This is a genomic window from Arthrobacter sp. 001422645 (assembly GCF_059816125.1).
Genome location: NZ_JCBANT010000017.1, coordinates 22,529 through 46,164 on the forward strand (window position 1 = coordinate 22,529; position 23,636 = coordinate 46,164).

General features: G+C 68.0%; 20 protein-coding genes. 4 read left to right on the top strand and 16 right to left on the bottom strand.

From position 1 onward, the window contains the following. Positions 1–56: 56 nt before the first annotated feature. The 8 genes from AC6EUH_RS15790 to AC6EUH_RS15825 form a co-directional block, all read right to left on the bottom strand. On the bottom strand, positions 57–1,088 hold the full coding sequence (locus tag AC6EUH_RS15790; RefSeq protein ID WP_499739235.1) for a nucleoside hydrolase: 1,032 nt from the start codon (positions 1,086–1,088) through the stop codon (positions 57–59). A gap of 72 nt (positions 1,089–1,160) precedes the next feature. Next, on the bottom strand, positions 1,161–2,138 hold the full coding sequence (locus AC6EUH_RS15795; protein ID WP_499739236.1) for an aldo/keto reductase: 978 nt from the start codon (positions 2,136–2,138) through the stop codon (positions 1,161–1,163). A 137-nt stretch (positions 2,139–2,275) separates the two neighbouring features. Further along, positions 2,276–2,494, bottom strand: a complete 219-nt coding sequence (locus AC6EUH_RS15800) for a helix-hairpin-helix domain-containing protein (RefSeq protein WP_056431439.1) — start codon at positions 2,492–2,494, stop codon at positions 2,276–2,278. A gap of 67 nt (positions 2,495–2,561) precedes the next feature. Continuing rightward, positions 2,562–3,119, bottom strand: a complete 558-nt coding sequence (locus AC6EUH_RS15805) for a hypothetical protein (protein ID WP_056431436.1) — start codon at positions 3,117–3,119, stop codon at positions 2,562–2,564. Positions 3,120–3,243: 124 nt separating this feature from the next. Then, positions 3,244–5,217 carry a 1-deoxy-D-xylulose-5-phosphate synthase gene (gene dxs / locus AC6EUH_RS15810; protein WP_499739237.1) on the bottom strand — a complete coding sequence of 658 codons (1,974 nt, stop codon included), beginning with the start codon at positions 5,215–5,217 and terminating at the stop codon, positions 3,244–3,246. Positions 5,218–5,348: 131 nt separating this feature from the next. Continuing rightward, complete coding sequence (locus AC6EUH_RS15815; protein ID WP_056431430.1) at positions 5,349–8,162, bottom strand: aconitate hydratase; 2,814 nt, start codon at positions 8,160–8,162, stop codon at positions 5,349–5,351. A gap of 171 nt (positions 8,163–8,333) precedes the next feature. Next, positions 8,334–9,692, bottom strand: a complete 1,359-nt coding sequence (locus AC6EUH_RS15820) for a class I SAM-dependent RNA methyltransferase (RefSeq protein WP_499739238.1) — start codon at positions 9,690–9,692, stop codon at positions 8,334–8,336. Beyond that, positions 9,689–11,665, bottom strand: coding sequence for an APC family permease (locus tag AC6EUH_RS15825; RefSeq protein WP_200913058.1), 1,977 nt, complete (start codon positions 11,663–11,665; stop codon positions 9,689–9,691). The genes AC6EUH_RS15820 and AC6EUH_RS15825 overlap by 4 nt, the downstream gene beginning before the upstream one ends. A 224-nt stretch (positions 11,666–11,889) precedes the next feature. Here AC6EUH_RS15825 and AC6EUH_RS15830 point away from each other — a divergent pair, with 224 nt between their 5' ends. Continuing rightward, complete coding sequence (locus AC6EUH_RS15830) at positions 11,890–12,561, top strand: potassium channel family protein (protein WP_056431422.1); 672 nt, start codon at positions 11,890–11,892, stop codon at positions 12,559–12,561. Beyond that, on the top strand, positions 12,562–13,287 hold the full coding sequence (locus tag AC6EUH_RS15835) for a potassium channel family protein (protein ID WP_056431419.1): 726 nt from the start codon (positions 12,562–12,564) through the stop codon (positions 13,285–13,287). Positions 13,288–13,347: 60 nt separating this feature from the next. On the opposite strand, the gene AC6EUH_RS15840 is transcribed toward AC6EUH_RS15835, so the two are convergent. From AC6EUH_RS15840 to dut, 4 genes are all read right to left on the bottom strand, one after another. Next, on the bottom strand, positions 13,348–14,127 hold the full coding sequence (locus tag AC6EUH_RS15840; RefSeq protein ID WP_056431416.1) for a DUF3159 domain-containing protein: 780 nt from the start codon (positions 14,125–14,127) through the stop codon (positions 13,348–13,350). Next, positions 14,124–14,618 (bottom strand): hypothetical protein, encoded by a 495-nt coding sequence (locus tag AC6EUH_RS15845; protein ID WP_056431413.1) that lies wholly within the window; start codon positions 14,616–14,618, stop codon positions 14,124–14,126. Before AC6EUH_RS15845 ends, AC6EUH_RS15840 begins: the two co-directional genes overlap by 4 nt. Beyond that, on the bottom strand, positions 14,611–15,339 hold the full coding sequence (locus AC6EUH_RS15850) for a DUF3710 domain-containing protein (protein ID WP_499739239.1): 729 nt from the start codon (positions 15,337–15,339) through the stop codon (positions 14,611–14,613). Before AC6EUH_RS15850 ends, AC6EUH_RS15845 begins: the two co-directional genes overlap by 8 nt. 167 nt (positions 15,340–15,506) lie before the next feature. Then, entirely contained in the window at positions 15,507–16,037 is a 531-nt protein-coding gene (gene dut, locus AC6EUH_RS15855; RefSeq protein WP_056431407.1) for a dUTP diphosphatase, read from the bottom strand. 120 nt (positions 16,038–16,157) lie between these two features. Between dut and AC6EUH_RS15860 the strand changes: the two genes are divergently transcribed. Next, on the top strand, positions 16,158–16,640 hold the full coding sequence (locus AC6EUH_RS15860; RefSeq protein ID WP_056431404.1) for a DUF3093 domain-containing protein: 483 nt from the start codon (positions 16,158–16,160) through the stop codon (positions 16,638–16,640). Here the strand turns inward: AC6EUH_RS15860 and AC6EUH_RS15865 are convergent. Continuing rightward, positions 16,637–16,936 carry a DUF4193 domain-containing protein gene (locus AC6EUH_RS15865; RefSeq protein WP_056431401.1) on the bottom strand — a complete coding sequence of 100 codons (300 nt, stop codon included), beginning with the start codon at positions 16,934–16,936 and terminating at the stop codon, positions 16,637–16,639. The two genes, AC6EUH_RS15860 and AC6EUH_RS15865, sit on opposite strands and share 4 nt — an antisense overlap. Positions 16,937–17,293: 357 nt before the next feature. Between AC6EUH_RS15865 and sepH the strand changes: the two genes are divergently transcribed. Further along, positions 17,294–18,688, top strand: a complete 1,395-nt coding sequence (sepH, locus tag AC6EUH_RS15870) for a septation protein SepH (protein WP_499739240.1) — start codon at positions 17,294–17,296, stop codon at positions 18,686–18,688. Between the two features lie 62 nt (positions 18,689–18,750). Here sepH and AC6EUH_RS15875 read toward each other — a convergent pair whose 3' ends face one another. The 3 genes from AC6EUH_RS15875 to AC6EUH_RS15885 all read right to left on the bottom strand — a co-directional run bounded on the left by AC6EUH_RS15875 (position 18,751) and on the right by AC6EUH_RS15885 (position 23,609). Then, complete coding sequence (locus AC6EUH_RS15875; protein WP_499739241.1) at positions 18,751–20,001, bottom strand: alkaline phosphatase family protein; 1,251 nt, start codon at positions 19,999–20,001, stop codon at positions 18,751–18,753. Position 20,002: 1 nt separating this feature from the next. Further along, the gene (locus AC6EUH_RS15880) at positions 20,003–20,746 is read right to left on the bottom strand and encodes a DUF5998 family protein (RefSeq protein WP_056431391.1); all 744 of its coding nucleotides are present in this window, start codon (positions 20,744–20,746) and stop codon (positions 20,003–20,005) included. A gap of 172 nt (positions 20,747–20,918) precedes the next feature. Continuing rightward, the gene (locus tag AC6EUH_RS15885) at positions 20,919–23,609 is read right to left on the bottom strand and encodes a bifunctional acetate--CoA ligase family protein/GNAT family N-acetyltransferase (protein ID WP_499739242.1); all 2,691 of its coding nucleotides are present in this window, start codon (positions 23,607–23,609) and stop codon (positions 20,919–20,921) included. Positions 23,610–23,636 lie beyond the last annotated feature (27 nt).

Sequence of the window (23,636 nt, forward strand, 5' to 3'; positions counted from 1 at the left end):
GGTCCTTCGATGGGAGCTGCAACATCCGCCTATGTCACCTCGGCGCAGCTACCATCCTAACCAGTAGCGGGCGCCCCGGCGGACGTGATCCGCCGCGCCAGTGCGCCGACGGAGGAAATCAGCTCCCCGAAACACTGCTCCGGATCGTTCGAGGCGACGATCCGGGCATTGGGCGGCAGGCCCCAGAGACCGCGGAAGTCCGCCACCGTGGTGCCGATCAGCAGCGGCGAGGCGGTTTCGACGTCGACCGTGGCCAGGCGGGCCGTGAACGGGGTGCGTCCCACGGCGGCGCAGGCCGCGAAGGCGTCATGCATGTGCGCCACGTAACCCTGATCGTAGAGCCGGTGGAATTCCATGTAGAACCGGATGGCGTCGGACAGGCAGGCCACCAGCGGGCTGGTGGAGGCGCTGCGAAGGCCCTCCGGCTGATCCGGCAGGACCAGTTCCGGCCCGGCCCCGGCAGCCTCGCCGAGGCGCCGGAGGTGTTCGGGCAGCATCTCGATGCGCTCCGTCGTTTCCAGCGCGCACACCAGCGGCAGTTTGTCCTCCGGCAGGCCGCGGTACGCGGCGAAGACCTCCTTCGCCGCGTGCGGGTCCACCGAGGTGTTCCATTCCGCCGTCGGCGTCGTGTTGCCCTGGTAGTAGAAGCTCCCGCCCATGATGACGAGGCCCTTGAGCAACCGCGGCAGCTCGGGTTCGCGGCGCAGCGCGAGGGCGAAATTGGTCAGTGGGCCGGTGACGAGCCCGGTGATCTCCCCCGGGTGCGCCCGGACTTCGTCCACCCAGACGTCAACGGCGTGCCGCGGCGAGATGCCGGCGGCCGGTGCCGGCAGCTCGGCGTAGCCGATCCCCTGCGGCCCGTGGGTCTCCTCCGTGGTGACCAGCGGGATTTCCAGCGGCACCTCTGCTCCGACTGCCACTTCGACGCCCTGCCGGCCGCAGAGCTCCAGCAGCGCCAGGTTGTTGAGTGCCACCTGCCGGGCGCCGACGTTCCCGGCCGTGCACGTGATCGCCTGGAGGTGCACCTCGGGCCGGGACAGCACGTAGACCAGGGCCAGTGCGTCGTCGATTCCGGTGTCGACGTCCATCAGGATTCTCCGGCGTGCAGCAGGCACGTCAGGCAGGGCCCCCGGGGTGGGGGCCGTTGAGGACAGCTCCATCTAGAACAGCGCGACCTTCGGCGTGCGCGGAAACAGGTCGTTGAGCTCGGCACGTTCCGCGGCGCTGGGGATCCAGGCCACGGCGGCGGCGTTCTGGCGGACCTGTTCGGGCCTGGTGGCGCCGGCGATGACGCTGCTGACCGAGGGTTGTGCCGCGAGCCAGGAGAAGGCCACCTGGATCTCGTTCAGGCCCCGTTCGGCGGCGAAGGCGCTGAACGCGCCCAGCTGGTCCCAGTCGGCGTCGTGGACCAGGTTGGTGCGGGTGTGGCTGAGGCGCGAGCCCTCGGGCGCGGTGTCCTTGGCGTACTTTCCGGTCAGCAGGCCGTTGGCCAGCGGGAAGTAGGGCAGGACGCCCAGGCCGTAGGCTTCGGCGGCGGGCGTGACCTCGAGTTCAGCGCGGCGGTCCAGCAGGTTGTAGTGGTTCTGGCTGGAGATGAAGCGCGCTCCGCCGCGGGACCGGGCGACGAATTCGGCCTCGGCGATCTGCCAGCCGGCACGGTTGGAGTGGCCGATGTAGCGGACCTTGCCGCTGGTGACGAGCTCGTCAAGGGCGTCGAGGGTCTCCTCGATCGGGGTCAGCGGGTCGGGGGTGTGGAACTGGTAAAGGTCGATCCAGTCCGTGCCGAGCCGGCGCAGCGAGGCTTCGGCAGCTTTGATGATGTACCGGCGGGAGCCGCGGGCGCCGAAGTCGTTGCCGTTGGCCCCGCGCATGTCCATGCCGAACTTGGTACCGATCACGGCGTCGTCGCGGCGGCCCTGGAGTGCCTTGCCCAGCATGGTCTCGCTGAGGCCCGGTTCCTTGCCGTAGGTGTCCGCGACGTCGAAGAAGGTTATGCCGGCGTCCAGGGCCGCATGCACGACGGCGTCGGTCCCCTCCTGCGACTCGGTGGCCGTATTGGCCCGGCCCAGGTTGTTGCAGCCAAGCCCTACGACGGAGACGGTCAGTCCGGAATTTCCCACACGGCGGTATTCAGTCATGGGGTTCAGCCTATAACGGCCGGGAGCAGCTCCCGGGCAGGGCCGGCGCCTGCGGGGCGGGGCCGTTCCGGCAGCCCGCGTTGGGCCGGCAGGCGGCGTTTTTCCGGCTGCCGGACCGGCCGTAGGGTGCAACGCGATCAACCCGCGGGCAGTTCCAGCCCTCGTTCGTCCAGGGCATCCTCGAGTTGGGCAAGGGTCCGCGGGCAGATACCGTGCATCCCGGCAAGCCGGCGCCGGCCAAGCTGCACGAGGTGTTCGAGGGTTTCCACCCCCGCGTGCGCGAGCGACTTGCGTGCCGGCGCCGCCAGCCCCGCCGGGAGCGGAGTACTGCCAGGTTGAGACGATTTGCGCGTCATTGCGTTGCCTTTCAGTCGGTTGCCCCCAAACTGATGCGAGCCGTGCCCGGCTCCTAGCAGGTGTTACCTAGAGCGTGAAGCTGTTGGCCGGCTTCGGTGAGTGCTTGAGCTTGAAGGACGTCTCGCCGAACGCTGCGGCGCCGATGCTCAGCTTGGTGAAGTCGAGGTCCTCGCCGCGGATGCAGACCTTGATGGCGTTGACGGCCTTGTTGACGTCCGGGGTAAGGATGAAGATGTTGAGCTTGGCATCCGAGAATTCCGAGCGGTCCACGATTCCGAGCCCGCGCCAGGCAAGGTGGCTGATCAGCGCGTCCTTGGCCTTCTCCTCGAGGTACCGGTCCCGGGAGGTCCCGTCCTTGGTTTTCAGGGCATACTGGGCCACCACCCAGAACTGTTCCCCCTCTGGAATTTCGGCGTACCCGTCCTCGGCGCACTGCACGGCAAAGGCATCCATGAGCCGCTCCGCGGCCTCGGCGTCGGCGGCGTCGGTCTCTTCCGTTGCGCTCTGATGCCCAACGACGCCGTGATTCATGACGAATTCGTTGAACTCCTCGTCAATCCAGGCTTCCCTGAACTGCAGGGTGCCTTCTTCATCACGCTTATAGACCCGGATAATTCCGCTCATGCCCGTCCTCTCCTGAACCATTCGCGGACTGTGCCGTCGAACGGTGGCTCTTGTGCCTTGACGGCCTGGTAAACCTGGTCCGGTGCCGCGGCGATACGATCCGCCACGTCTGCGCCGGGTGTCCTCACTGAATCGGCAGGCTGCCGGTGCTGGGGTGCGCCTGGCCCGGAAGGGGCCGCGCGAACGGCACCTTGGTCCCCAGGACCTGCGCCACGACGTCGTGCGTGATCTGCTGCGCGGTCAGGCCCACCCGCTCCAGGACCTGGCTGCGGGATCCGTGGTCCAGGAACTCAACCGGGAGGCCCACCTCGTTCAGTGCGGTGTCCACCCCGGCCGCCCGCATTTCCTGCCGGATCCGGGACCCGACGCCGCCGGCGCGGACTCCGTCCTCGATGCAGATGACAAGTCGGTGGTGGGAGGCGAGGGCGACGACGGATTGGGGAACCGGGAGGACCCAGCGCGGATCCACGACGGTGGAGCTGATGCCCTGCGCGCCGAGCCGGTTGGAAACGTCCAGGGCGAGTTCGGACATCGCCCCGACGCTGACGATCAACACGTCGTTGTCGCTGGAGCCAGCCGGGCGGCGCGCCAGCACGTCCACTCCGTCGCTGAGCCGCTCGATGGCCTCCACCTCGGCCCCCACTGTGCCCTTGGAGTAGCGGATCACGCTGGGGGCGTCCTCAATGGCGACGGCTTCACGCAGTTCCTCGCGGAGCCGGCTGGCGTCGCGGGGCGCCGCGAGGTGCAGCCCGGGCACGATCTGGACCATGGCCATGTCCCACATGCCGTGGTGGCTGGCGCCGTCGGGCCCGGTCACGCCTGCCCGGTCCAGGACGATCGTGACGCCGGCCTTGTGCAGGGCAACGTCCATCAGGAGCTGGTCGAAGGCGCGGTTCAGGAACGTCGCGTAGACCGCGACGACGGGGTGCAGTCCGCCGAAAGCCATGCCGGCGGCGGAGGTGAGGGCGTGCTGCTCGGCGATGCCGACGTCGAATACCCGCTCCGGGTGCCGCGCCGCGAATTTATGCAGCCCGACGGGGATCAGCATGGCGCCGGTGATGCCCACGATGTCGTGGCGTTCGTCCGCGATGTCGGCGATCTCGTCGGCGAAGACGGACGTCCAGGACTTCGCGCCGCCGGCCTCGGTGGGTTCGCCGGTCTCGGGGTCGATGATCCCTACGGCGTGGAACTGGTCGGCTTCATGGGCGCGGGCAGGCGCGTAGCCGTGGCCCTTTTCGGTCATGGCGTGCACGATCACAGGACCCGCGTAGTTCTTGGCGGTGGCCAGTGCGGCCTCCATGGCCTGGAGGTTGTGGCCGTCCACGGGACCGATGTACTTCATCCCGAGGTCCTCGAACATGCCCTGCGGGGCCCACCAGTCCTTGACGCCCTTTTTCATGGCGTGCAGGCTGCGGTAGGTGAACTGGCCCGCGGGTCCGCCGTTCTGCAGCTTCCTCCGCCACCAGTCCAGGGTGCCTTCGTAGGCGGGCGCGGCGCGGAAGGAGTCGATGGTGGGGCGCAGCGAGGCGAGGTAGTCCGCGAATCCGCCCACGGTGGGCGCGTAGGAGCGGCCGTTGTCGTTCACGACGATCACAACGCGGCGTTTCTTGTCCGCCGCGATGTTGTTGATGGCCTCCCAGGCCATGCCGCCGGTGAGGGCGCCGTCGCCGACGACGGCGATCACGTACCGGTCGCCGTCGCCGGTCAGCTGCCGGGCGCGGGAGATCCCGTCCGCCCAGGAGAGCGAGGAGGAGGCGTGCGAGCTTTCGACGATGTCGTGTTCGGATTCGGCGCGGTCCGGGTATCCGGACAGGCCGCCCTGCTGGCGCAGGGTGCTGAAGTCCTGGCGTCCGGTGAGGAGCTTGTGCACGTACGACTGGTGGCCGGTGTCGAAGACGATGCTGTCGCGGGGGGAATCGAAGATCCGGTGGACCGCGATAGTGAGTTCGACGACGCCGAGGTTGGGGCCCAGGTGCCCGCCCGTCTGGGAGACGTTGCCGATCAGGAACTCCCTGACCTCGGCTGCCAGCTGATCCAGCTGCGCCTCGGACAACTTGCTCAGGTCCTGCGGATTCCGGATGGTCTCCAAGATTCCCAACGGCCCCTCCTTCGGGTGGTAGACATGCCTTTTAACTCTAACGCCTCCGGAGAAGCCCTGGTGCCGGAACGGGAAAGCCCCGGTCCGTCGGTGACGGGCCGGGGCTTTCTCGTTGGGCTGCTCGGTCTGCGCTAGCTCGCGGAGATCTGGCGCAGCACGTACTGCAGGATGCCGCCGTTGCGGTAGTAGTCCGCCTCGCCCGGGGTGTCGATGCGCAGGACCGCATCGAAGGACGTGACGGTGCCGTCAACAGCAGTGGCAGTGACCTTAAGCGTCTTCGGCGTGGTGCCTTCGTTCAGGGCAGTGACGCCCTCAACCGCGAAGGTCTCCGTGCCGGTCAGCCCGAGGCTGGCAGCGTTCTGGCCGGCCGGGTACTGCAGCGGCAGGACACCCATGCCGATCAGGTTGGAGCGGTGGATGCGCTCGTAGCTTTCGGCCACGACGGCCTTGACGCCCAGGAGTGCGGTGCCCTTGGCTGCCCAGTCACGGGACGAGCCGGAGCCGTACTCCTTGCCGGCCAGGACCACCAGCGGGATGCCGGCTGCCTGGTAGTTCTGCGCGGCGTCGTAGACGTATGCCTGCGGGCCGTCAGCCTGGGTGAAGTCGCGGGTGAAGCCACCCTCGACGCCGTCCAGGATCTGGTTCTTGATCCGGATGTTCGCGAACGTTCCGCGGATCATGACCTCGTGGTTGCCGCGGCGCGAGCCGTAGGAGTTGAAGTCCTTGCGCTCCACACCGTTGGCCAGCAGGTACTGCCCGGCCGGGGTGTCCGACTTGAAGGAACCTGCCGGGGAGATGTGGTCCGTGGTGACCGAATCGCCAAGCTTCAGCAGCACGCGTGCGCCGGTGATGTCCTGGACGGGTTCCGGCTGCGCCTTCATGCCCTCGAAGTACGGGGGCTTCCGGACGTACGTGGACTTCGGATCCCAGGCGAAGGTGTCGCCGGCCGGGGTGGAGAGTGCCTTCCAGCGGTCGTCGCCTTCGAAGACGCCCTCGTAGCCGCGGGCGAACATTTCCTTGTCGATCGAGGAATCGATGACCTGCTGGACCTCGACCGGGTTCGGCCAGATGTCCTTCAGGAAGACGTCGTTGCCGGCCTCATCCTGGCCCAGGGCGTCGTTCTCGAAGTCGAAGTCCATGGTTCCGGCCAGGGCGTAGGCGATGACCAGCGGCGGGGAGGCCAGGTAGTTCATCTTCACGTCCGGGTTGATCCGGCCTTCGAAGTTGCGGTTGCCGGACAGCACGGCGGTGACCGAGAGGTCGTTGGCCTGGATGGCCTCGGAGATCTCGGCGTCGAGCGGGCCGGAGTTGCCGATGCAGGTCGCGCAGCCGTAACCGACGATGTAGAAGCCGAGCTTCTCCAGGTACGGGGTCAGGCCGGACTTGTTGTAGTAGTCGGTGACCACCTTGGACCCGGGAGCCACGGAGGTCTTGACCCACGGCTTAGAGGTCAGGCCCTTGTCGACGGCGTTGCGGGCCAGCAGCGCGGCGGCCAGCATCACGGACGGGTTGGACGTGTTGGTGCAGGACGTGATCGAGGCGATCGAGACCGCACCGTGGTCCAGCTCGAACTCGCGGCCGTCCGCGGTCTTGACGCTGACCTTGTTGGACGGGCGGCCGTCGGACGCCGGGCCGTGCGCGTGCGGGGCCTCGTCCGTGAGGTGGCTAGCGGAGCCCGTGAAGGACGGAGCGTCGGAAGCCGGGAAGCTTTCGTCGATTGCCTCGTCCACGCTTCCGTCGGCCAGCTCTTCCTTCACGTAGTTGCGCAGGTCCTGGCGGAACTGGTCCTTGGACTCGGTGAGGATGATGCGGTCCTGCGGGCGCTTCGGGCCGGAGATCGACGGAACAACCGTGGACAGGTCCAGCTCGAGGTACTCGGAGAACTTGATCTCGCGGGAAGGATCGTGCCAGAGGCCCTGTTCCTTGGCGTAGGACTCGACGAGGGCGACGTTCTCTTCGGACCGGCCGGTGAGGCGCAGGTAGTCGAGGGTGACGTCGTCGATCGGGAACATCGCAGCCGTGGAGCCGAACTCCGGGCTCATGTTGCCGATGGTGGCGCGGTTGGCCAGCGGCACAGCCGCGACGCCTTCGCCGTAGAACTCCACGAACTTGCCCACCACACCGTGCTTGCGCAGCTGCTCGGTGATGGTCAGGACAACGTCGGTGGCGGTCGCGCCGGCCGGGATGGACCCGGTCAGCTTGAAGCCCACGACGCGCGGGATCAGCATGGAGACGGGCTGGCCCAGCATTGCTGCCTCGGCCTCGATGCCGCCGACGCCCCAGCCCAGCACGCCCAGGCCGTTGACCATGGTGGTGTGGGAGTCGGTGCCGACGCAGGTGTCCGGGTAGGCCCGGAGGGCTCCATCAACTTCGCGGGTCATCACGGTGCGGGCCAGGTACTCGATGTTGACCTGGTGCACAATGCCGGTTCCCGGCGGGACCACCTTGAAGTCGTCGAACGCGGTCTGGCCCCAACGCAGGAACTGGTACCGCTCGCCGTTGCGCTGGTATTCGATCTCCATGTTGCGCTCCAGTGCGCCGGAGTTGCCGAAGGCGTCGATCTGCACGGAGTGGTCGATCACCATCTCGGCAGGTGCCAGGGGGTTGACCCGCTTGGGGTCACCGCCGAGTTCCTTGACTGCTTCACGCATGGTGGCAAGGTCCACAACGCAGGGCACGCCAGTGAAGTCCTGCATGATCACGCGCGCCGGCGTGAACTGGATTTCAGTGTCGGGCTCGGCGCTGGGGTCCCAGCCGGCCAGTGCTCGGACGTGATCGGCCGTAATGTTGGCGCCGTCCTCGGTCCTCAACAGGTTTTCAAGCAATACCTTGAGGCTGAACGGAAGGTTTTCTGCACCTTCAACGGAGTTCAACCGGAAAATTTCGTATTCGGTACCGGCTACATTAAGTTTGCCTTTTGAACCGAAGCTGTCCACAATGCTCATCGCAGGACTCCTCTCGCAACAGTTTCATCTTTGTCGCGCCGCAGACCCCTTGCTAGTTAGGGGGTCCTAACTAATGCTTGGCCTTGTTCGCACAAGGATCAGTACAGGGTGCAGGAGGTCAGCCGTGATTACGGAGCGCGACGTCGGACTACTCCGCCCATCCTAGTGGCCTCAGCCCCGGGGAGTCAGCAGCGCCACAGTCTCCATGTGGTGAGTGTGCGGGTACAGGTCAAACGCCCGCAGCCCGTTCAGTTCCCAGCCGGACTGCTGGAAGTAGCCCAGATCGCGGGCAAAGGACGCCGGATCGCAGGACACATAGGCAACGGCCCGGGGGCCGGCGGCGACCAACTGGTTCACAACGGCCTTGCCGGCGCCGGCCCGGGGCGGGTCCAGCAGGACGGCGTCGAACGTGCGTGCCTTGTCGCGCAGGACCCGTTCCACCCTGCCCTGGACGATTTCGACCTGGGACGCGTCATGGAGGTTCTTGCGGGCGTCCCGGCTGGTGCCTGGCGATCCTTCCACGGACAGGACGGACCCGGTGACGCCCACGGCGTCCGCGAGCGGCCCGGTGAAGAGGCCCGCCCCGGCGTAGAGATCCGCCACGACGGCGCCGGCGTCAAGGTAACCGCCGTCCCGCAGGAAGCCGGTGACGGCTCCGATGAGGGTATCCGGGGCGTCCCGGTGGATCTGCCAGAAACCGTCGCCGGTGACGCGGTAGTCGTGGCCGGCGGCGGATTCCTGCACGTAGGTGCGCCCGCGCAGCCGCAGGACTTCGCCCTTGACCGGGTCGAAGCTGGCCACCGAGACGTCGTCGGGCAACTGGGCGAGGACCGCGCTGAGCCGCTTCGCGCGGGTTCCCGCGGCCGGGACCAGGAGCACCAGCGGGCGGGAGCCGTTCGCCGGCGCGGCCACCTCAATGCGTTCGATGCCCTCCAGGTCGATTTCCCAGAGCCCGAGCGCGTTGATCGCGTCCACGGCCAGGGGCATGTCCCGGACCGGGAGGACGGTGTCGGAACGGTGCGCATGCATGCCGAGCTTTCCGGCCGGGGTCACCGCGAAGCCCGCGCGGGTCCGCCAGGCGAGGCCCGCCGCCGCAGGCGTTCCGGGCTCCCCCACCGCTTCCACGATGACTCCCTCCCCCTCCAGGAGGTCGACGCCGGCCAGGCGGCGCAGCTGTTCCGCCAGCACCTCGGCCTTGAGGCTGCGCTGGCGCTCCAGGGAAATGTGGCCGAGTTCGGCGCCGCCCACGGGCGGGTGGCGGTGCGACCAGGAGCGCACGGAATCCGCCAGGTCCCAGAAGTGTTCCACCCGGTCGGGGGAAGCCGCCAGGACTTCCACGACGTCGCCGCGCCAGAACTTGGCGTCCGGGCCGGACTCCGTGAGGCGGACGCGGACCTTTTCGCCGGGGATGCCGTGGCGGACGAAAATCACGCGTCCTTCATGCCGGGCCACGCAGTGTCCGCCGTGGGCGACCGGACCGACGTCGACGGTCAGTTCTGTGTGGGTTTGCGTCTGGGTCTCGGAGCTCATTGGATGTCCTGCAGTCTCTTGGCTTCTTCGGATGATTTCAGCTGCCACGGCACACTGGCCACCATGACGCCCGGCTCGAAGTGCAGCCGGGTCTTGATGCGCAGTGCGGTCTGGTTGTGCACCAGTTGCTCCCACCACTTGCCCACGACGTACTCGGGGATGTAGACGACGATCAGGTCGCGGGGCGAATCGCGCCGCATGTTCTTGATGTACTCCATGATGGGCGTCACCGTTTCGCGGAACGGGCTGGCCAGCACCGTCAACGGTACCGGGATTTCCAGCTTCTCCCAGTCCGCGACCGTCTGCTCGGTCTCTTCGGTGCTGATGTCCACGGTGATGGCGTCCAGCCGGGAGGGCCGCGATGCGCGGGCGTAGGCCAGCGCCCGGAGCACCGGCTTGCGGACGTGCGAGACAAGCAGCACGGCGTGCACGCGGGTGGGCAGGGCACGCGGCGAGGTGTCCTCGTCCACCGCGAGTTCCTTGGCCACATTGTCGTAATGCGCCCGGATGCTCCACATGATCAGGAACAGCACGAACATGGCCAGCAGCGCGATCCAGGCGCCCTGCTGGAACTTGGTAATGAGGACGATCACCAGCACCAGTGAGGTCATGCCGAAACCGATGGTGTTGATGGTGCGGGACTTGACCATCCGCCGTTTCGCTGCCGGGTCCTTCGCGAGTTTCAGCTCCCGGCCCCAGTGCCGGATCATACCGAGCTGGCTCACCGTGAAGGAGATGAAGACTCCCACGATGTAGAGCTGGATGAGCTTGGTGACGTCCGCGTTGAACGCGATGATCAGCACCAGGGCCCCGGTGGCCAGGGCCAGGACGCCGTTGCTGAAGGCCAGCCGGTCCCCCCGGGTGCGCAGCTGGCGCGGAAGGTAACCGTCCTGGGCCAGGATCGAGCCCAGCACCGGGAAGCCGTTGAACGCCGTGTTGGAGGCGAACACCAGGATCACGCCGGTGGCAGCGACAACGATGAAGAACGGGATGGACGCTGCGCCAAAGATGGTCTGGGCAATCTGGCTGATCGCCGGACTCTGGATGTAGCCCTCCGGCAGCGGCTGGCCGTCCAACAGGAACTCGGTGGCCGGGTCCAGCACGATGTGCACTTTCGTGGCGTTGGCCAGGTAGATGATCCCGGCCAGCATGGAAGCGGCGATCACACCGAGCAACAGCAGGGTGGTAGCGGCGTTTTTGCTTTTGGGCTTCTTGAAGTTCGGCACACCGTTGCTGATGGCCTCAATGCCAGTCAAAGCGGCGGCGCCGGAGGAAAACGCGCGGAGCAACAGGAACGCGCCGGCGAGGCCGACGAGCCCCTCGTCGAACCCGGGCGCCGGGACAATCGTGAAGGCAGCCGAGGGCGCCTGGCCCAGCTGGCCGGTGGCGGCCTGGAAGACGCCGACGGCCGTCATGCCGAGGATGGCCGCCATGAAGATATAGGTGGGTACGGCGAAGACGCTGCCGGCCTCCTTGATGCCGCGCAGGTTCACGAGGGCCAGGATCACCACACCGATGGTCGCGATGGCGGCCTGCTGGCCATGCAGTGCCGGCACCGCGGTGGTCAGGTAGGTGGCGGCGGAGGACATCGATACGGCGACGGTCAGCACGTAGTCGACCAGCAGTGCGGAGGCCACGGTGAGCCCGGCGTACTTGCCCAGGTTCTCGTTCGCGATCTCATAGTCGCCGCCGCCGGAGGGGTAGGCGTGGACGTTCTGCCGGTAGGAGGCGACCACGGTCAGCAGCACCACCATGACGGCCAGGCCCACCCACGGCGAGAACGCCACGGCACTGACGCCGGCCAGCGCCAGCGTCAGAAGGATTTCATCGGGCGCGTACGCCACGGACGACAGCGCGTCAGAGGCGAAAATGGGCAGGGCGATCCGCTTGGGCAACAGGGTGTGGGCCAGGCTGTCGTTCCGGAAGGGCCTGCCTACCAGCACCCGCTTCACGGCATTGAATATTGTCGGCACCACACAAAGCTAGTCCCATTCGGAGCCGATGTCATGACGGCGGCCGTCCCTGCCGGCTGGGGCAGACTTGTTGGTGGCCGCGCCCGCTGCCGGGCGGGTGGCCGCGCGCTGCGGCCAAGCAGGTTAAGGCGCAGGTTGCGGGGCTGGCTCCGCGCCCGGCAGTGGCCGGTATTGTTTTACGCAGCAGCAGCTGTTAAGGCAATACAGGAACAAAGGAGGCACGGTTGGCGCACTTCGTGATCATGGGTTGTGGCCGCGTGGGGGCAACCCTGGCGCACACCCTCGAGGACGCGGGCCACTCCGTGGCCATCATCGACCAGGATGACCGCGCGTTCCGGCGGCTCCGCGCGGGCTTCACGGGCCGCAAGGTCACCGGCGTCGGATTCGACCGGGAGACCCTGAAGCAGGCCGGTGTCGCGGACGCTTACGCCTTCGCGGCCGTCTCCAGCGGCGACAACTCCAATATCCTGGCCACCCGGGTGGCCCGCGAAACCTTCCACGTCCCGCACGTAGTCGCCAGGATCTACGATCCGGGCCGAGCGGAGATCTACCAGCGGCTAGGCATCCCCACGGTCGCCGCCGTGCGCTGGAGCGCCGACCAGGTGCTCCGGCGGATCCTTCCCGAACAGCACCTTGCCGGCGACTTCCGGGACCCCTCGGGCCGGCTGGTGCTCGCCGAGGTGGACCTGAACCCCGAGTGGATCGGCCACCCGGTGACGTCGATCGAGAAGGCCGCCGGCATCCGCGTCGCCTACCTCACCCGGTTCGGCGAGGGCATGCTGCCCGTGGCCGGCACCCTGTACCAGGACGGAGACACGGTGCATGCCATGCTCGCCGTGGACCGGAGCACCGAAGTCGCCCACATTCTGGCCAAGTCCCCCGCCAAGGAGTCCTAAGTGAAAGTCGTCATTGTCGGGGCGGGAAGCGTCGGTTCCTCGATCGCGCGCGAACTGTTGGCCCACAAACACGAGATCCTGCTGATCGACCTGAAGCCGGAAGTGATCGGGCGCAGCGGCCTGCGCGGCGCCCACTGGCTGGTCGGCGATGCCTGCGAACTGAGCACGCTCCAGGACGCGAAACTGGAGGACGCCGACGTCGTGGTTTCCGCGACCGGCGACGACAAGGTGAATCTGGTGGTCTCACTGCTCGCGAAGACCGAATTCGGCGTCGGACGGACGGTGGGCCGGGTCAACAACCCCAAGAACGACTGGATGTTCGATGACTCCTGGGGCGTCGACGTCGCGGTTAACACCCCGCAGCTTATGACCGCCCTGGTCGAGGAAGCGGTGGAGATCGGTGACCTGGTCCGCCTGCTGACCCTGCAGACGGGGGTGTCATCCCTCGTCGAATTCACGGTCCCCCATGATTCGCACGTGATTGGGCTGACGGTGGGCAGCATCGACTGGCCGGAGGATTCGACCCTCGTGGCGATCCTGCGCGACCAGGCGCCCATCACCCCGAGCCGCGACGACGTGATTGACGGCGGGGACGAGCTGTTCTTTGTGACCACGATTGCGGCCGAGGATGAGCTGCGCGCCCTCCTCTCTTCCGAATCGGCGGAGGACGAGGAGCCTGACCACGACCAAGCGGCCGTTGCCGCCGACGACGGCTTCGACGGCTGACTCGCTTGCGCTGTCAGTTGGAGTGGTTATTGCACCTTGATGACCACTCCAACTGACAGGTCAACTGGTTTTGGCGGCCGGAGCGGGCCGGGTCAGCAGCCAGGCGACCCAGATGCCCAGGATGTACAGCGGCGCGCCCATCAGGAGCCGCGTCGTGGCGAGGGCCGCGAAGCCCGGCTCGCCCATGAAGTACAGCGGGACCTGGACCACTAGCCGCAGGGCCAGCACCGCGATGATCACCCAGGTGCCGAGCTGGTAGGCCTTGACCCTGGCTGGATTCTTCCGCCAGTCCAGGCCTTCATTCCGGATGAAGCCGAATATCAGCCCGGCGAAGGGCCAGCGGACGGCAATCGAGATGGCCATCGCCACGATGTAGGCGGCGTTGGTGAAGAACCCCGGGACGTAGAAGTCTTCGGCCTTGCCGGTGCTGTTGGCGAGCCACGCGGAGATCCCGACGCCGGCAATCCCCGCCAGTGCCTGCGTCAGCGGTTTGCGCTGGACCAGCCGGACTACGGTGAACACGGCGGCCGCGGCCAGCGACAGGACCAGCGCCAGGGGCAGCTCGCGGGTGATCGTGAAAGCGACCAGGAACACCAGGCCGGGAAGGATGCTCTCGGCAATGCCCTGGATCCCGCCGGCACTTTTGAGCACGTCGATGTTGCCGTTGCTGGAACGGTGCAGCCCGGCCTTGGCTGCGTAGCCTTCGGCGAGCTCCGCGACGGTCGGCTGAGCTGCCGCGGGCTGCTCCGCTGGGCCGTGCCCGGCCGAATCCTGGCCCGCTGGCCCCTGTCCGGCTGAACCCTGTCCGACTGCTGGTTCGGGCTTCTCGGGCAAGGTCATTGCTCCTCCTGGCGGGAGAGTATTTCGTAGCGGGGATTGAACATGGTGGGCAGGCCGTCACGGACGGTGACCATGCCCTGCAGGCGGAGTTCGGTGCCGGCGTCGACTCCGGGGATGCGGCGGCGTCCCAGCCAGACCACCCGGAGCCGGTCTTTGGGACCGGAAGGCCGCTGGCGCCGGGAGCCTGCGGGCTGGGCTGCGCCGGGCTGCACTGCGCCGTTCTGGGCTCCGCCGGCGGTCTGGACTGTTGCGGGCCGGCCGGCGGCTGATCCTGAGGGGACCGCCACTGCCCCGGCGCCGCGGGTCCTGGCCCCTTGTGGCTCGTTGCCCGGCGCATCGTGGTCCACGACGACCGCGGTGAAGGCAGCCACCTGGCTTGCCGGGGCGTAGGTGACCGACTCAATGAAGCCACGGCACACTACCCGGCCGCGGTCCGGGAGCTCCCTCACGGAGACGGAGGAAACCGGATCCTGGCGGGGGGCATCAGCCAATCTGGGTAATCTCCGGTCCACGTTCGGGCCGTTCCAGATCCGGGGCGGACTGCGGCGCGGGCACGGCGTTGTCCTTCGGCAGACGCAGTTGCAGTAGGTCCCGCGGCGGCATCGGGTTCTCCCCGCGGACCACCACGATCTGCCGGAACAGCGCCTCAAGCCCGACGGCCGCGTCGCGGTCCACAGCGGCCTCGCCGCCAAGCACGCCGCGCAGGAACCAGCGCGGACCGTCGACGCCGATGAAGCGGGCCACGCGGTAGCCGTGGCTTCCGTCGGCGCCGCTGGCCGGGAGCTTGGCGAGCAGTTCGGTGCCGAAGCCACCCTGGACTTCCTCGACCTGGCCGCCCTGGCTGCCGACCGACTGGCCGATCTGCTCACGGATTTCGTCCCACAGGCCTTCGGAGCGGGGAGCCGCGAAGGCCTGGAGCTGGAGGCTCGAGCCGTTCAGGTCCATGGTGACGGCGACGACCCGCTGCGTGGCCTCTTCGACCTCGAGCCGGAGTTGCAGACCTTCCGCGGGAGCGATCAGGAGCGCGCCGAGGTCCACGTAGCCGTCCTGATCCTCAATTTCCGACACGTCGAAGGGACCCGTGGCGCCGCGGCCGGGAGCAGCGGAGGAAGTCCCGGCAGAATCATCGACGGTAGCGTCGGCAACTGGCTCCCGGGTTTCCCCGGAGTCCGTCGGTTCCTGCTTGGTTTTCCTGCCACGCCCAAAAACCATGGGGTTCTCTCCTTAGTTGTGATCTTGTGCCGCAGCGTCGTCCGCGACCGCGCGGCGCCTGCCGTTTTATGCTGTCTCTTGCAGCAACAACGGCCGTCCGATACGTCCTGTACTAGGTCCTGCTCATAAGTCCCTGCGTAAATACTGCGGGTGGTGCGGGCTGCCGGTCAGACCGGCGCGCCGAAACCGCCGGTGGATCCGAAGCCTCCGCCGCCGCGAACCGAGTCGCTGAGCTCCTGGACCGGCAGGAAGCGGGCGTACTCCACGCGCTGAATTACCATTTGTGCAATTCTATCGCCGCGCTTGAGTTCGATCGCCTCCCGGCGGTCAGTATTGAGCAGAGTCACCGCGATTTCTCCGCGGTAGCCGGCGTCGACGGTCCCGGGGGCGTTCACCACGGTCAGGCCGTGCTTGGTCGCGAGCCCCGACCGCGGGTGGATCAGGGCCACAAAACCATCGGGCAGGGCAATGGAAACACCTGTGGGGACCAGTCTGCGCTCCCCCGGTTCCAGCACTACGTCCTCGCGGGCGCGCAGGTCCGCGCCGGCGTCGCCCGGGTGCGCATACGACGGCGGTTCCAGGCCGTCGTCGAGCATCTTCAGTTCCACCGTCAGTGTGGCGGTCCCGTATTCCACTTCCGCTGCGGGCGCGGTCTCTTGCTGTGCCGCGGGCTTTGCCGCAGTCGTTTCTTCAGTCACAGTCCCTCACTCTAACGCCAGCACGGAAGATCGGCCTAGCCGCGGCCGGCGGGCTCGGACCCCCGCGGCCGCTTCCGCTGCCAAGGTGAAATAGCCCGGGAAAAGTGGAAAGCTGGGCCTATGCCCGAATCCAGTGCAGCAGTGCCTGCCCCCAACAGCACCCCCAGCGACGCCGTTTTGTACAACGAGAAGCTTTGGCCCAATGCCTGGATCTGGCTGGTGGCGGCGGGACTGTCGGGTGCCGGGATCTTCGTGTTCGCGCCCATCAGCATGACTGCAGGCCTAACAGCGGCCGTTGTCCTGTTCGCGATCATCGCCGTGCTTCTGGTCCTCTCGACCCCCACCATCACTGTCACCGGCTCCACGCTGCGCATCGGCCGGGCCAGCATCGACCGCCGCTTCGTGGGCACCGCATCGGCTTTCCGCGGCAAGGAGGCGACGGCGGAACGCGGCACCCGCCTCAACGGCCTGGCTTTCCTGTGCATCCGCGGGTGGATCGATCCGGTGGTCCGCATCGAAATCACCGATCCGTCCGACCGCACGCCGTACTGGCTCACGTCCTCCCGCCACCCGGACGAACTGCTCGCCGCCCTGAAGGTTTAGCCCTCACAGTCCTTGCAGTACTTGAGGCCGTCCTTCTCGCGGGCGATCTGCGAACGGTGGCGGACGAGGAAGCAGGAGGCGCAGGTGAATTCGTCGGCCTGTGCCGGCAGGACCCGGACCAGCAGTTCCTCCCCGGACAAGTCGGCGCCGGGGAGCTCGTAGCCTTCGGCAAGGTCCGATTCGTCTTCATCGACCACTGCGGACGGCTTTTCCGTGCGGCGCGCTTTCAACGCGTCAAGGGAGTCCTCACTGAGGTCCTCCTCGGTCTTGCGCGGCGCATCGTAGTCTGTCGCCATTATTTGTTGCTCACACTCCGCATTCGTTCCGTTGGATGGCCGCTCCCTGGTAGTCCTGCCGGGCGGTGGCCCTGGACCTCCTGAGGCGGTTCTCCCGTGTCAACGCCGGTCACGCGGTTTTTGTGCCCGATGTCGGGTCATTTTTGCTTAAGCCTCCGGTGAACGCCAGAGTCCTCTGGTCCGTGACGGCAGGCTCCGGCCGCCGTGTCCGGGGACGGGCGCCCGCCGGATCCGCTGATCAGCCGAAAAGCGGCGCAAATTCGCGGAAAATCACGGCGCGCCCTCCCTCCTCACCGGAATTGGCCCGCATCGGTGGCAGAGTTTCGATTGTTAGTAATGCCAGGGTGGAGGATTTGTATGCAGGATCTACGGCTTGTAGGCGTCCACGACGACGGGGAGCATCTCCTGTTGAGCGGCGCCGGCGGCGAGATGTTCCAGCTGCCAATCGATGAAGCACTGCGGGTGGCAGCCAGCCGGACAACGGCCAAGGCCGCCTCCGTCGCGGCCGCCGCGCCCATTGCCATGTCCCCGCGCGATATCCAGGCGCGGATCCGCAGCGGCTCGACGGCGGCAGAGGTGGCGGAGCTCTCCGGGATTCCGCTCGCCAAAGTCCAGCGCTACGAGGGTCCTGTGCTCGCCGAGCGTGAGTACGTTGCCCAGCAGGCCCGCAAGGTGGAGGTGGCCGCCCCCGCCCCCGGCCACGACGTGTACCGTTCGGTGTTCGGTGACCACCCGGCGTCACTCGGCGACATGGTGGCCCACCGGCTCAGTGCGCACGGCATTGAAGCCTCCTCTGTGGAATGGGACTCCTGGCGGCGCCCCGATGGCAGCTGGAACGTCGTGGCGCGCTTCGAGGCCAAGCCTGGCGGCCCTGCCGGAATCGGTGAGGAACCGCCGGCCATGTGGACGTTCAGCCCGGCCCGGAAATCCCTGCAGAACGCGAACCGCTGGGCGCAGCAGCTCAGCGAACTGGAGCCCCTCGACGGTCCCGTCCCCGCGCGCCGGCTCACGGCCGTCTCGGACCGACCCTTTGATTTTGAGACCGACGCCGATGCTGCCGCCCGCACCGCCACCGCGCAGCTCCAAGTGGTCCAGCAGCTGAAGCAGGAGCAGGAGTCCGACGGATTGCTGGACATGCTGCGTTCCCGCCGCGGCCAGCGCCTCGGCGTGGACGAAGACGCCGACGACGCCCTCGCCAAGCTCCTGACCAGCAGCGTACCCGCGGCCCATCCGAGGCCCGCCGAGGTCCTTGCCGAGGTACCGGCCGGCCCGGAAGACGGTGAGCAGGGCAGCGAAGAGCACGGGGCCGACAGTGACATTGACGCAGACGGAGCCAACATCCCGGCCCCGCAGCGCGTGGAGGCAGCGGAGACGGAAACCAGCCCGGTCTCCGATCCGTGGGAACGCCGCCGCGACGGCAGGCCCTCGATCATGTCGCGGCTGACCTTGGCTCCGCGCCATGAAGACGAGCCGGACGACGCCCTGAAACTGCATGACGGTGTCAGCACCGACACCAGGGAAATCACCATTGCGGCGTCGCAGTTGCGGCCCGTCGGCCAGCAGGGACCCACCTCCAGCCCGGGGCTCGACGAGCTCCTGGGCGGCGGGACCTCTCGGCGCCAGCAGCGTGAGTCCCCCGCCCCGGCCCGGGACGACCGCGATGCGGAGCAGCCCGAGCGGCAGCCGGCGAAGTCCAAGCGCTCCAGCATTCCCAGCTGGGACGAAATCGTCTTCGGCGCCCGCGGCGACTAACTAGCCGCGGAGCCCGGGCCCCGGCCGGCAGTCAAAACACGGCTGGCAGCCACCACGCGCCGTCAGGCGCGGGGGGCCCTTTTTCCGTCCGCCTGGAAGCACAGCAACGGGACTTCCCGTTCAGCCCGCGTCAGTGAACCGTGCTGGCCCACGACGTCAAGTGCTGTGGGCCGGACGCGCCGGGTGTCATAGAAAGCCAGCGGCTCCCGGGCAGCGATCATCACGTCGCCGATCCGCGGGGCGACTTCGGCCCGGACCTCGCCGAAGAGCCCTGCGGTGATGGCTTCCTCCCGGGTGAAGGCCCAGATCCGTTCGCCGAAACGGGCCCGCCAGGCGTCAAGCAGCCGGACGCGGCCGGCGTCGTCGTCCTGCTCTTCGAGATACAGGTGAACCATCCGCGGCTCGCCCGCCGTGTGGCGGACCCCGGCAATGAGATCCGGGTCGGCCGAATAGTCGATGCGCTGGGATTCCGGGACGTCGAGCATTCCGTGATCCGCCGTGAGCAGGATGGTGGTGCCCGCCGGCAGGGTGGCGCTGAGCCGTTTCACGGTGGCGTCGAGTTCCTCGAGCTGGTGCTCCCACTGCGGTGACTGGCAGCCGTGGCGGTGACCGGCCTTGTCCAGTTCATTGACGTAGAAGTACATCAGCGAGCCGTCCGCACCGGCCATTGCCTCGGCGGCGGCCGCGGTCCTGGCGTGCGAGGTGGTGGCGGTGACATAGCGGCCGCCCCGGAGCGCGGCCCGGGTCATGGCGGAGTCGCTGAACTGCGGAAGGCTGACGGTGGTGACCTCGACGTGGTCCGCGGCCCGTTCGAAGACGGTGGGGAACGGCTGCCACTGCTGCGGGTCGACGCCGGCGTCCCACCCTCCCAGCATGTTGACCACGCGGTCCTGGTCCGGGTCCAGCACGTCGTAGCCCACCATGCCGTGCTGTCCGGCCGCGAGCCCGGTGCCGAAGCTGGCCAGGGAGGCGGCCGTGGTGGAGGGGAACGCCGAATCCAGGGCGACCGGCACCCGCCCCTGGCCGGACTGCATGACGGAGCGAAGGAACGGTGTGTGCGCCGATTTCTGCTTGAGCAGGTTGCGGCCCAGACCGTCGGCGAGGACCACGCAGACGCGCTTGGAGGCGGGCAGGTGCAGGCGGTTCTCGAAGCCGGGAACACCCAGGCTGGCCGCGGCGCTCGTAAGCACTTCGGCGACGGAGCGGTCCCCGAACGCCGGGGCCGCGGGCAGGCCTGGTGCTGTGGCCTGCGCGGTGGCCTCGGGGAGGGACGGGGCGGAGGACAACGGTTCGGGCACGCGGACCGGCGTCATCTCAGCGCTGGTGGCCGCGGCTGGCGCGGTTTCCGAAGACGCCCATCCGCGGGCGGGGCGGGAGCCCGGGCCCGGTGTGGGGCGTCGGAGCGGAGGATCCGGTGTTTACGGCGCGGAGGGCCCGGGCGAAGAGCTTGGCGTCCTGGACGGCCTGCAGGCCGTCTGCTTCGGCGCTGATCCGGAGCACGATGTCCTCCTGGGCGATGGTGCCGCTGTAGCCGTGGTCGGCTTCGCACTGCGGGTCGCCGCAGCTGGCCGGGCCCATGTCGAGGCGCTGGCCGCCGGACCAGGCGATGGAGAGGGTCAGCTCGCGGACCGGATCCGATGGTTTGTAGTCCTGTGGCTGGGCGTACACGTAGCTGAGCACCACGGAGCGGATCTGCGTGACGGGCACGGATTCGGTGGAGACCTGCGCTACCGTCTGCTCCCCCGCCTCGTCGAGCTGCTGGTCGTCCACGTGGGTGATGACCAGCATGTCCTCAGTCAGGACCAGCACCGTGATGTGGCGGCGGACCTCGGCGCGGTCGAAGTGCGTCTCGAGGTGCACCAGGTGGGCCACGCAGTCGCGCCCGTCGAGGGCGTCGGCAACGACGTCGGCCACCAGCCGGGGGTAGAAGCCGGCCTGCTGGAGGGCGCCTTCCAGGCTCTGGCCCTGCGCGCTGTGGTCATGCAGGCCGTGGTGGTGCGTGCCCGGGCGTCCGGAGACGGTTGCCTGGGGCTTGGGTGTCGGAGACTGAAAGCTCATGGTCTCCATTTTCACAGATCGGTTGGGGACATGCTAACCATTGCCGGCCCGGCAGCGCCCCTCGGCGCCCCTCCGCTCCCTGCAGCCCTCCGTTCCCCGGGGCTCTCAGCTCCCCCTGGCTCTCAGCGCGCCGGGGATCAGCTGCGCCGGGCGATCAGCTGCGCCTGGCGAATCAGCTGCGCATGGCACGGCGGGCACTGTCGGTGCGCTGGGCGGCGTTTGCGATCCGGACGTCGGCGGAGAGGATGGCGGCCCCGTCCGGCCCGGCGAGCACGGGGTTGAAGTCGACGAGGGCGATTTCCGGATGGTTGTCCTTGAGCCGGGTGAGCCGGGCGGCAAGGTCCTCCAGCGCCCCGGCGTCGACGGCCGGCAACCCCTGGTAGCCGAAGAGCTTCCGCGAGGCCCGCGGGGCCCGGATGAAGTCATGCAGGTCGGAGCCGGAGAGCGGCGGCACCCGGTGGGCCCAGTCGTCGAGCAGGTTGACCGCATCACCGGCCAGGCCGAACGAGACCACCGGGCCCAGCAGCGGGTCCTCGATGGCGCGGAACGTGCAGGCCTGTCCCACCGGCGCCATCGTCTGCACTTCCAGCGACGGCGAGCCGTAGCGTTCCAGCGATCTGCGCATCTCCAGCACGTTCCGCCGCAGGGAGTCGGCGTCCTGGATGTCCAGGCGCACCCCTCCGAGGTCCAGGCGGTGCCGCAGCGCGGGGTCGGTGGTCTTCAGGGCCACCGGCCAGCCGAGCCGGTCCGCTGCAGCCACCGCCTCGTCGGCGGTGTCGAAGCCAACGGAGGGAACCACCCTGATGCCGTAGCGGGCCAGCAGGCCCGCGGCCGTCTCCGCGTCCAAACGGACGAGCTGTTCGCCCCCGACCCCGGACAGCAGCCTCTCCAGCTCGTCCCGGGTGCCGTCCGGGTCACAGCCCTCAGGCTCTATGAAGAGGCCCTGGTCCCGGTCCAGCCACTGGGCGTAGCGGACCACGGATCCCAGCGCGGCCACTGCCGCGCCGGGGTTGGAGTAGCAGGGAACCACCGTTGATCCGGCCTCGTCGCCCACCATCCCTTCCACATAGATGGACGGGTCCAGCAGTCCGCTGAACGCCGCCACTACGGGTTTGCCGGCCGCCACCGAACACTCGGCGAGCACCCCAGCGATCTTTTCCACGGTCAGGCCACGGGCGGGCAGCAGCGCCACAACGGCAGAGTGAACGGTGTCTGCCGTGAGGACCTCCTGCAGGCTGTGCCGCAGCGCCGGCAGCGCCAAGGACATCCCGGCGTCGAGATCGACGCCGGTGACGATCCGCTCCACCCCGAGCCCCTGCTTCGCCGCGCTGTCCGCAACCACCTTGCCGAGCGCCTGGGAGTTGCTGAACACGGCGACCCCCGGGCCCTTCGGCAGGGGCTGGCTTGAGACGATCTGGGCGACGTCCATGAGCTGTTCGATGGTCTCGACGCGGATCACGCCGGCCTGGCGCATCATCGCGTCGAGGGCCTCCGGCGGCGCCTGCGTGGTGCGGACGGCGTGGCCGGGCGGCAGCCCCAGGCCCATCGCGTCGGACTTCGCCACAATGACGGGTTTGGTCCGGGCCAGGCGCCGGGCCAGCCGGGAGAACTTGCGCGGGTTGCCGATCGATTCCAGGTACAGCCCGACGGCGGTGGTGTCGGCGTCGTCCTCCCAGAACTGCATCATGTCGTTGCCGGAGACGTCGGCGCGGTTGCCGGCCGAGAGGAACGTGGAGATCCCGACGCGGCGCCGGCTGGAAGCCGCGTAGAGGGAGACGCCGATCGCGGCCGATTGGCTGAACAGGCCCAGCCCGCCGCGGCGCCCCAGCGAGGGCGCCATCGAGGCGTTGAGGGACACGGCCGGGTTGGTGTTCATGATGCCCAGCGAGGCGGGACCGATCACGCGCATCCCGTCCGAGCGGGCCTGCCGGACGAGTTCGCGCTGGCGGGCGAGGCCGCGTTCGCCGTCGTCCGCGTAGCCGGCGGTGGCCACTACGATCCCCTTGACCCCGGCGGCACCGCACTCCTCCACCACCTTGGGGACCTCGGCGTAGGGAACGGCGATGATGGCGAGCTTGACCGGGCCCGGCACCTCGGAGAGGCGGCCGAAGGAGAGCATGCCGGCGAGCTCGAAGGCCTCCGGGTTGATCGCGTAGACCGGGCCGGTGAAGTGTGCCTCGATGATGTGTTCCAGCAACTGGTAGCCCACGGTGCCCCACTTGCGGCTGGCACCGATCACGGCCACGGAGGACGGGGCAAGGAGTTCCTGGATGCTGCGGGCCTCGGCGCGGTGTTCCCGGGATTCCATCACGGCGCGGGACTTGTCCGTGGGGTCGATGTTGAATTCGAGGCTGACCACACCGTCGTCGAAATGCCGCTTGACGTCGTAGCCGGCGTCGGAGAACACCATAAGCATCTTCCGGTTTTCCGGGAGCACCTCGGCGCTGAACTTCCGGATCCCGTTTTCCCGGGCGGCGGCGGCGAGGTGTTCGAGCAGGATGGAGCCGATGCCGCGGCCCTGGTGCGCGTCGGCGATGTTGAACGCGACCTCGGCCTCCGCGGGGTCATCGAGCCGGTCGTAGCGGCCGATGCCCATGATCTCGCCGCCGATGGTGATCACCAGGGCCACGCGGTCCTTGTAGTCCACCTCGGTGAACCGTTTGAGTTCCTTCGAGGAGAGTTTGGACTTGAACGCGAAGAAGCGCATGTAGATGGACTTCTGCGACTGCCCCACGTGGAAGGCCTGGACCGCGTCCGCGTCGGCCGGGTGGATCGGGCGCAGATGTGCCGTCCCGCCGTCGCGCAGGACAACATCGGCTTCCCAATATTCCGGATATACACCGTCCACGGGCTGATCCACCATAGGCTTAGCCTAGTCATAAACTTTTGC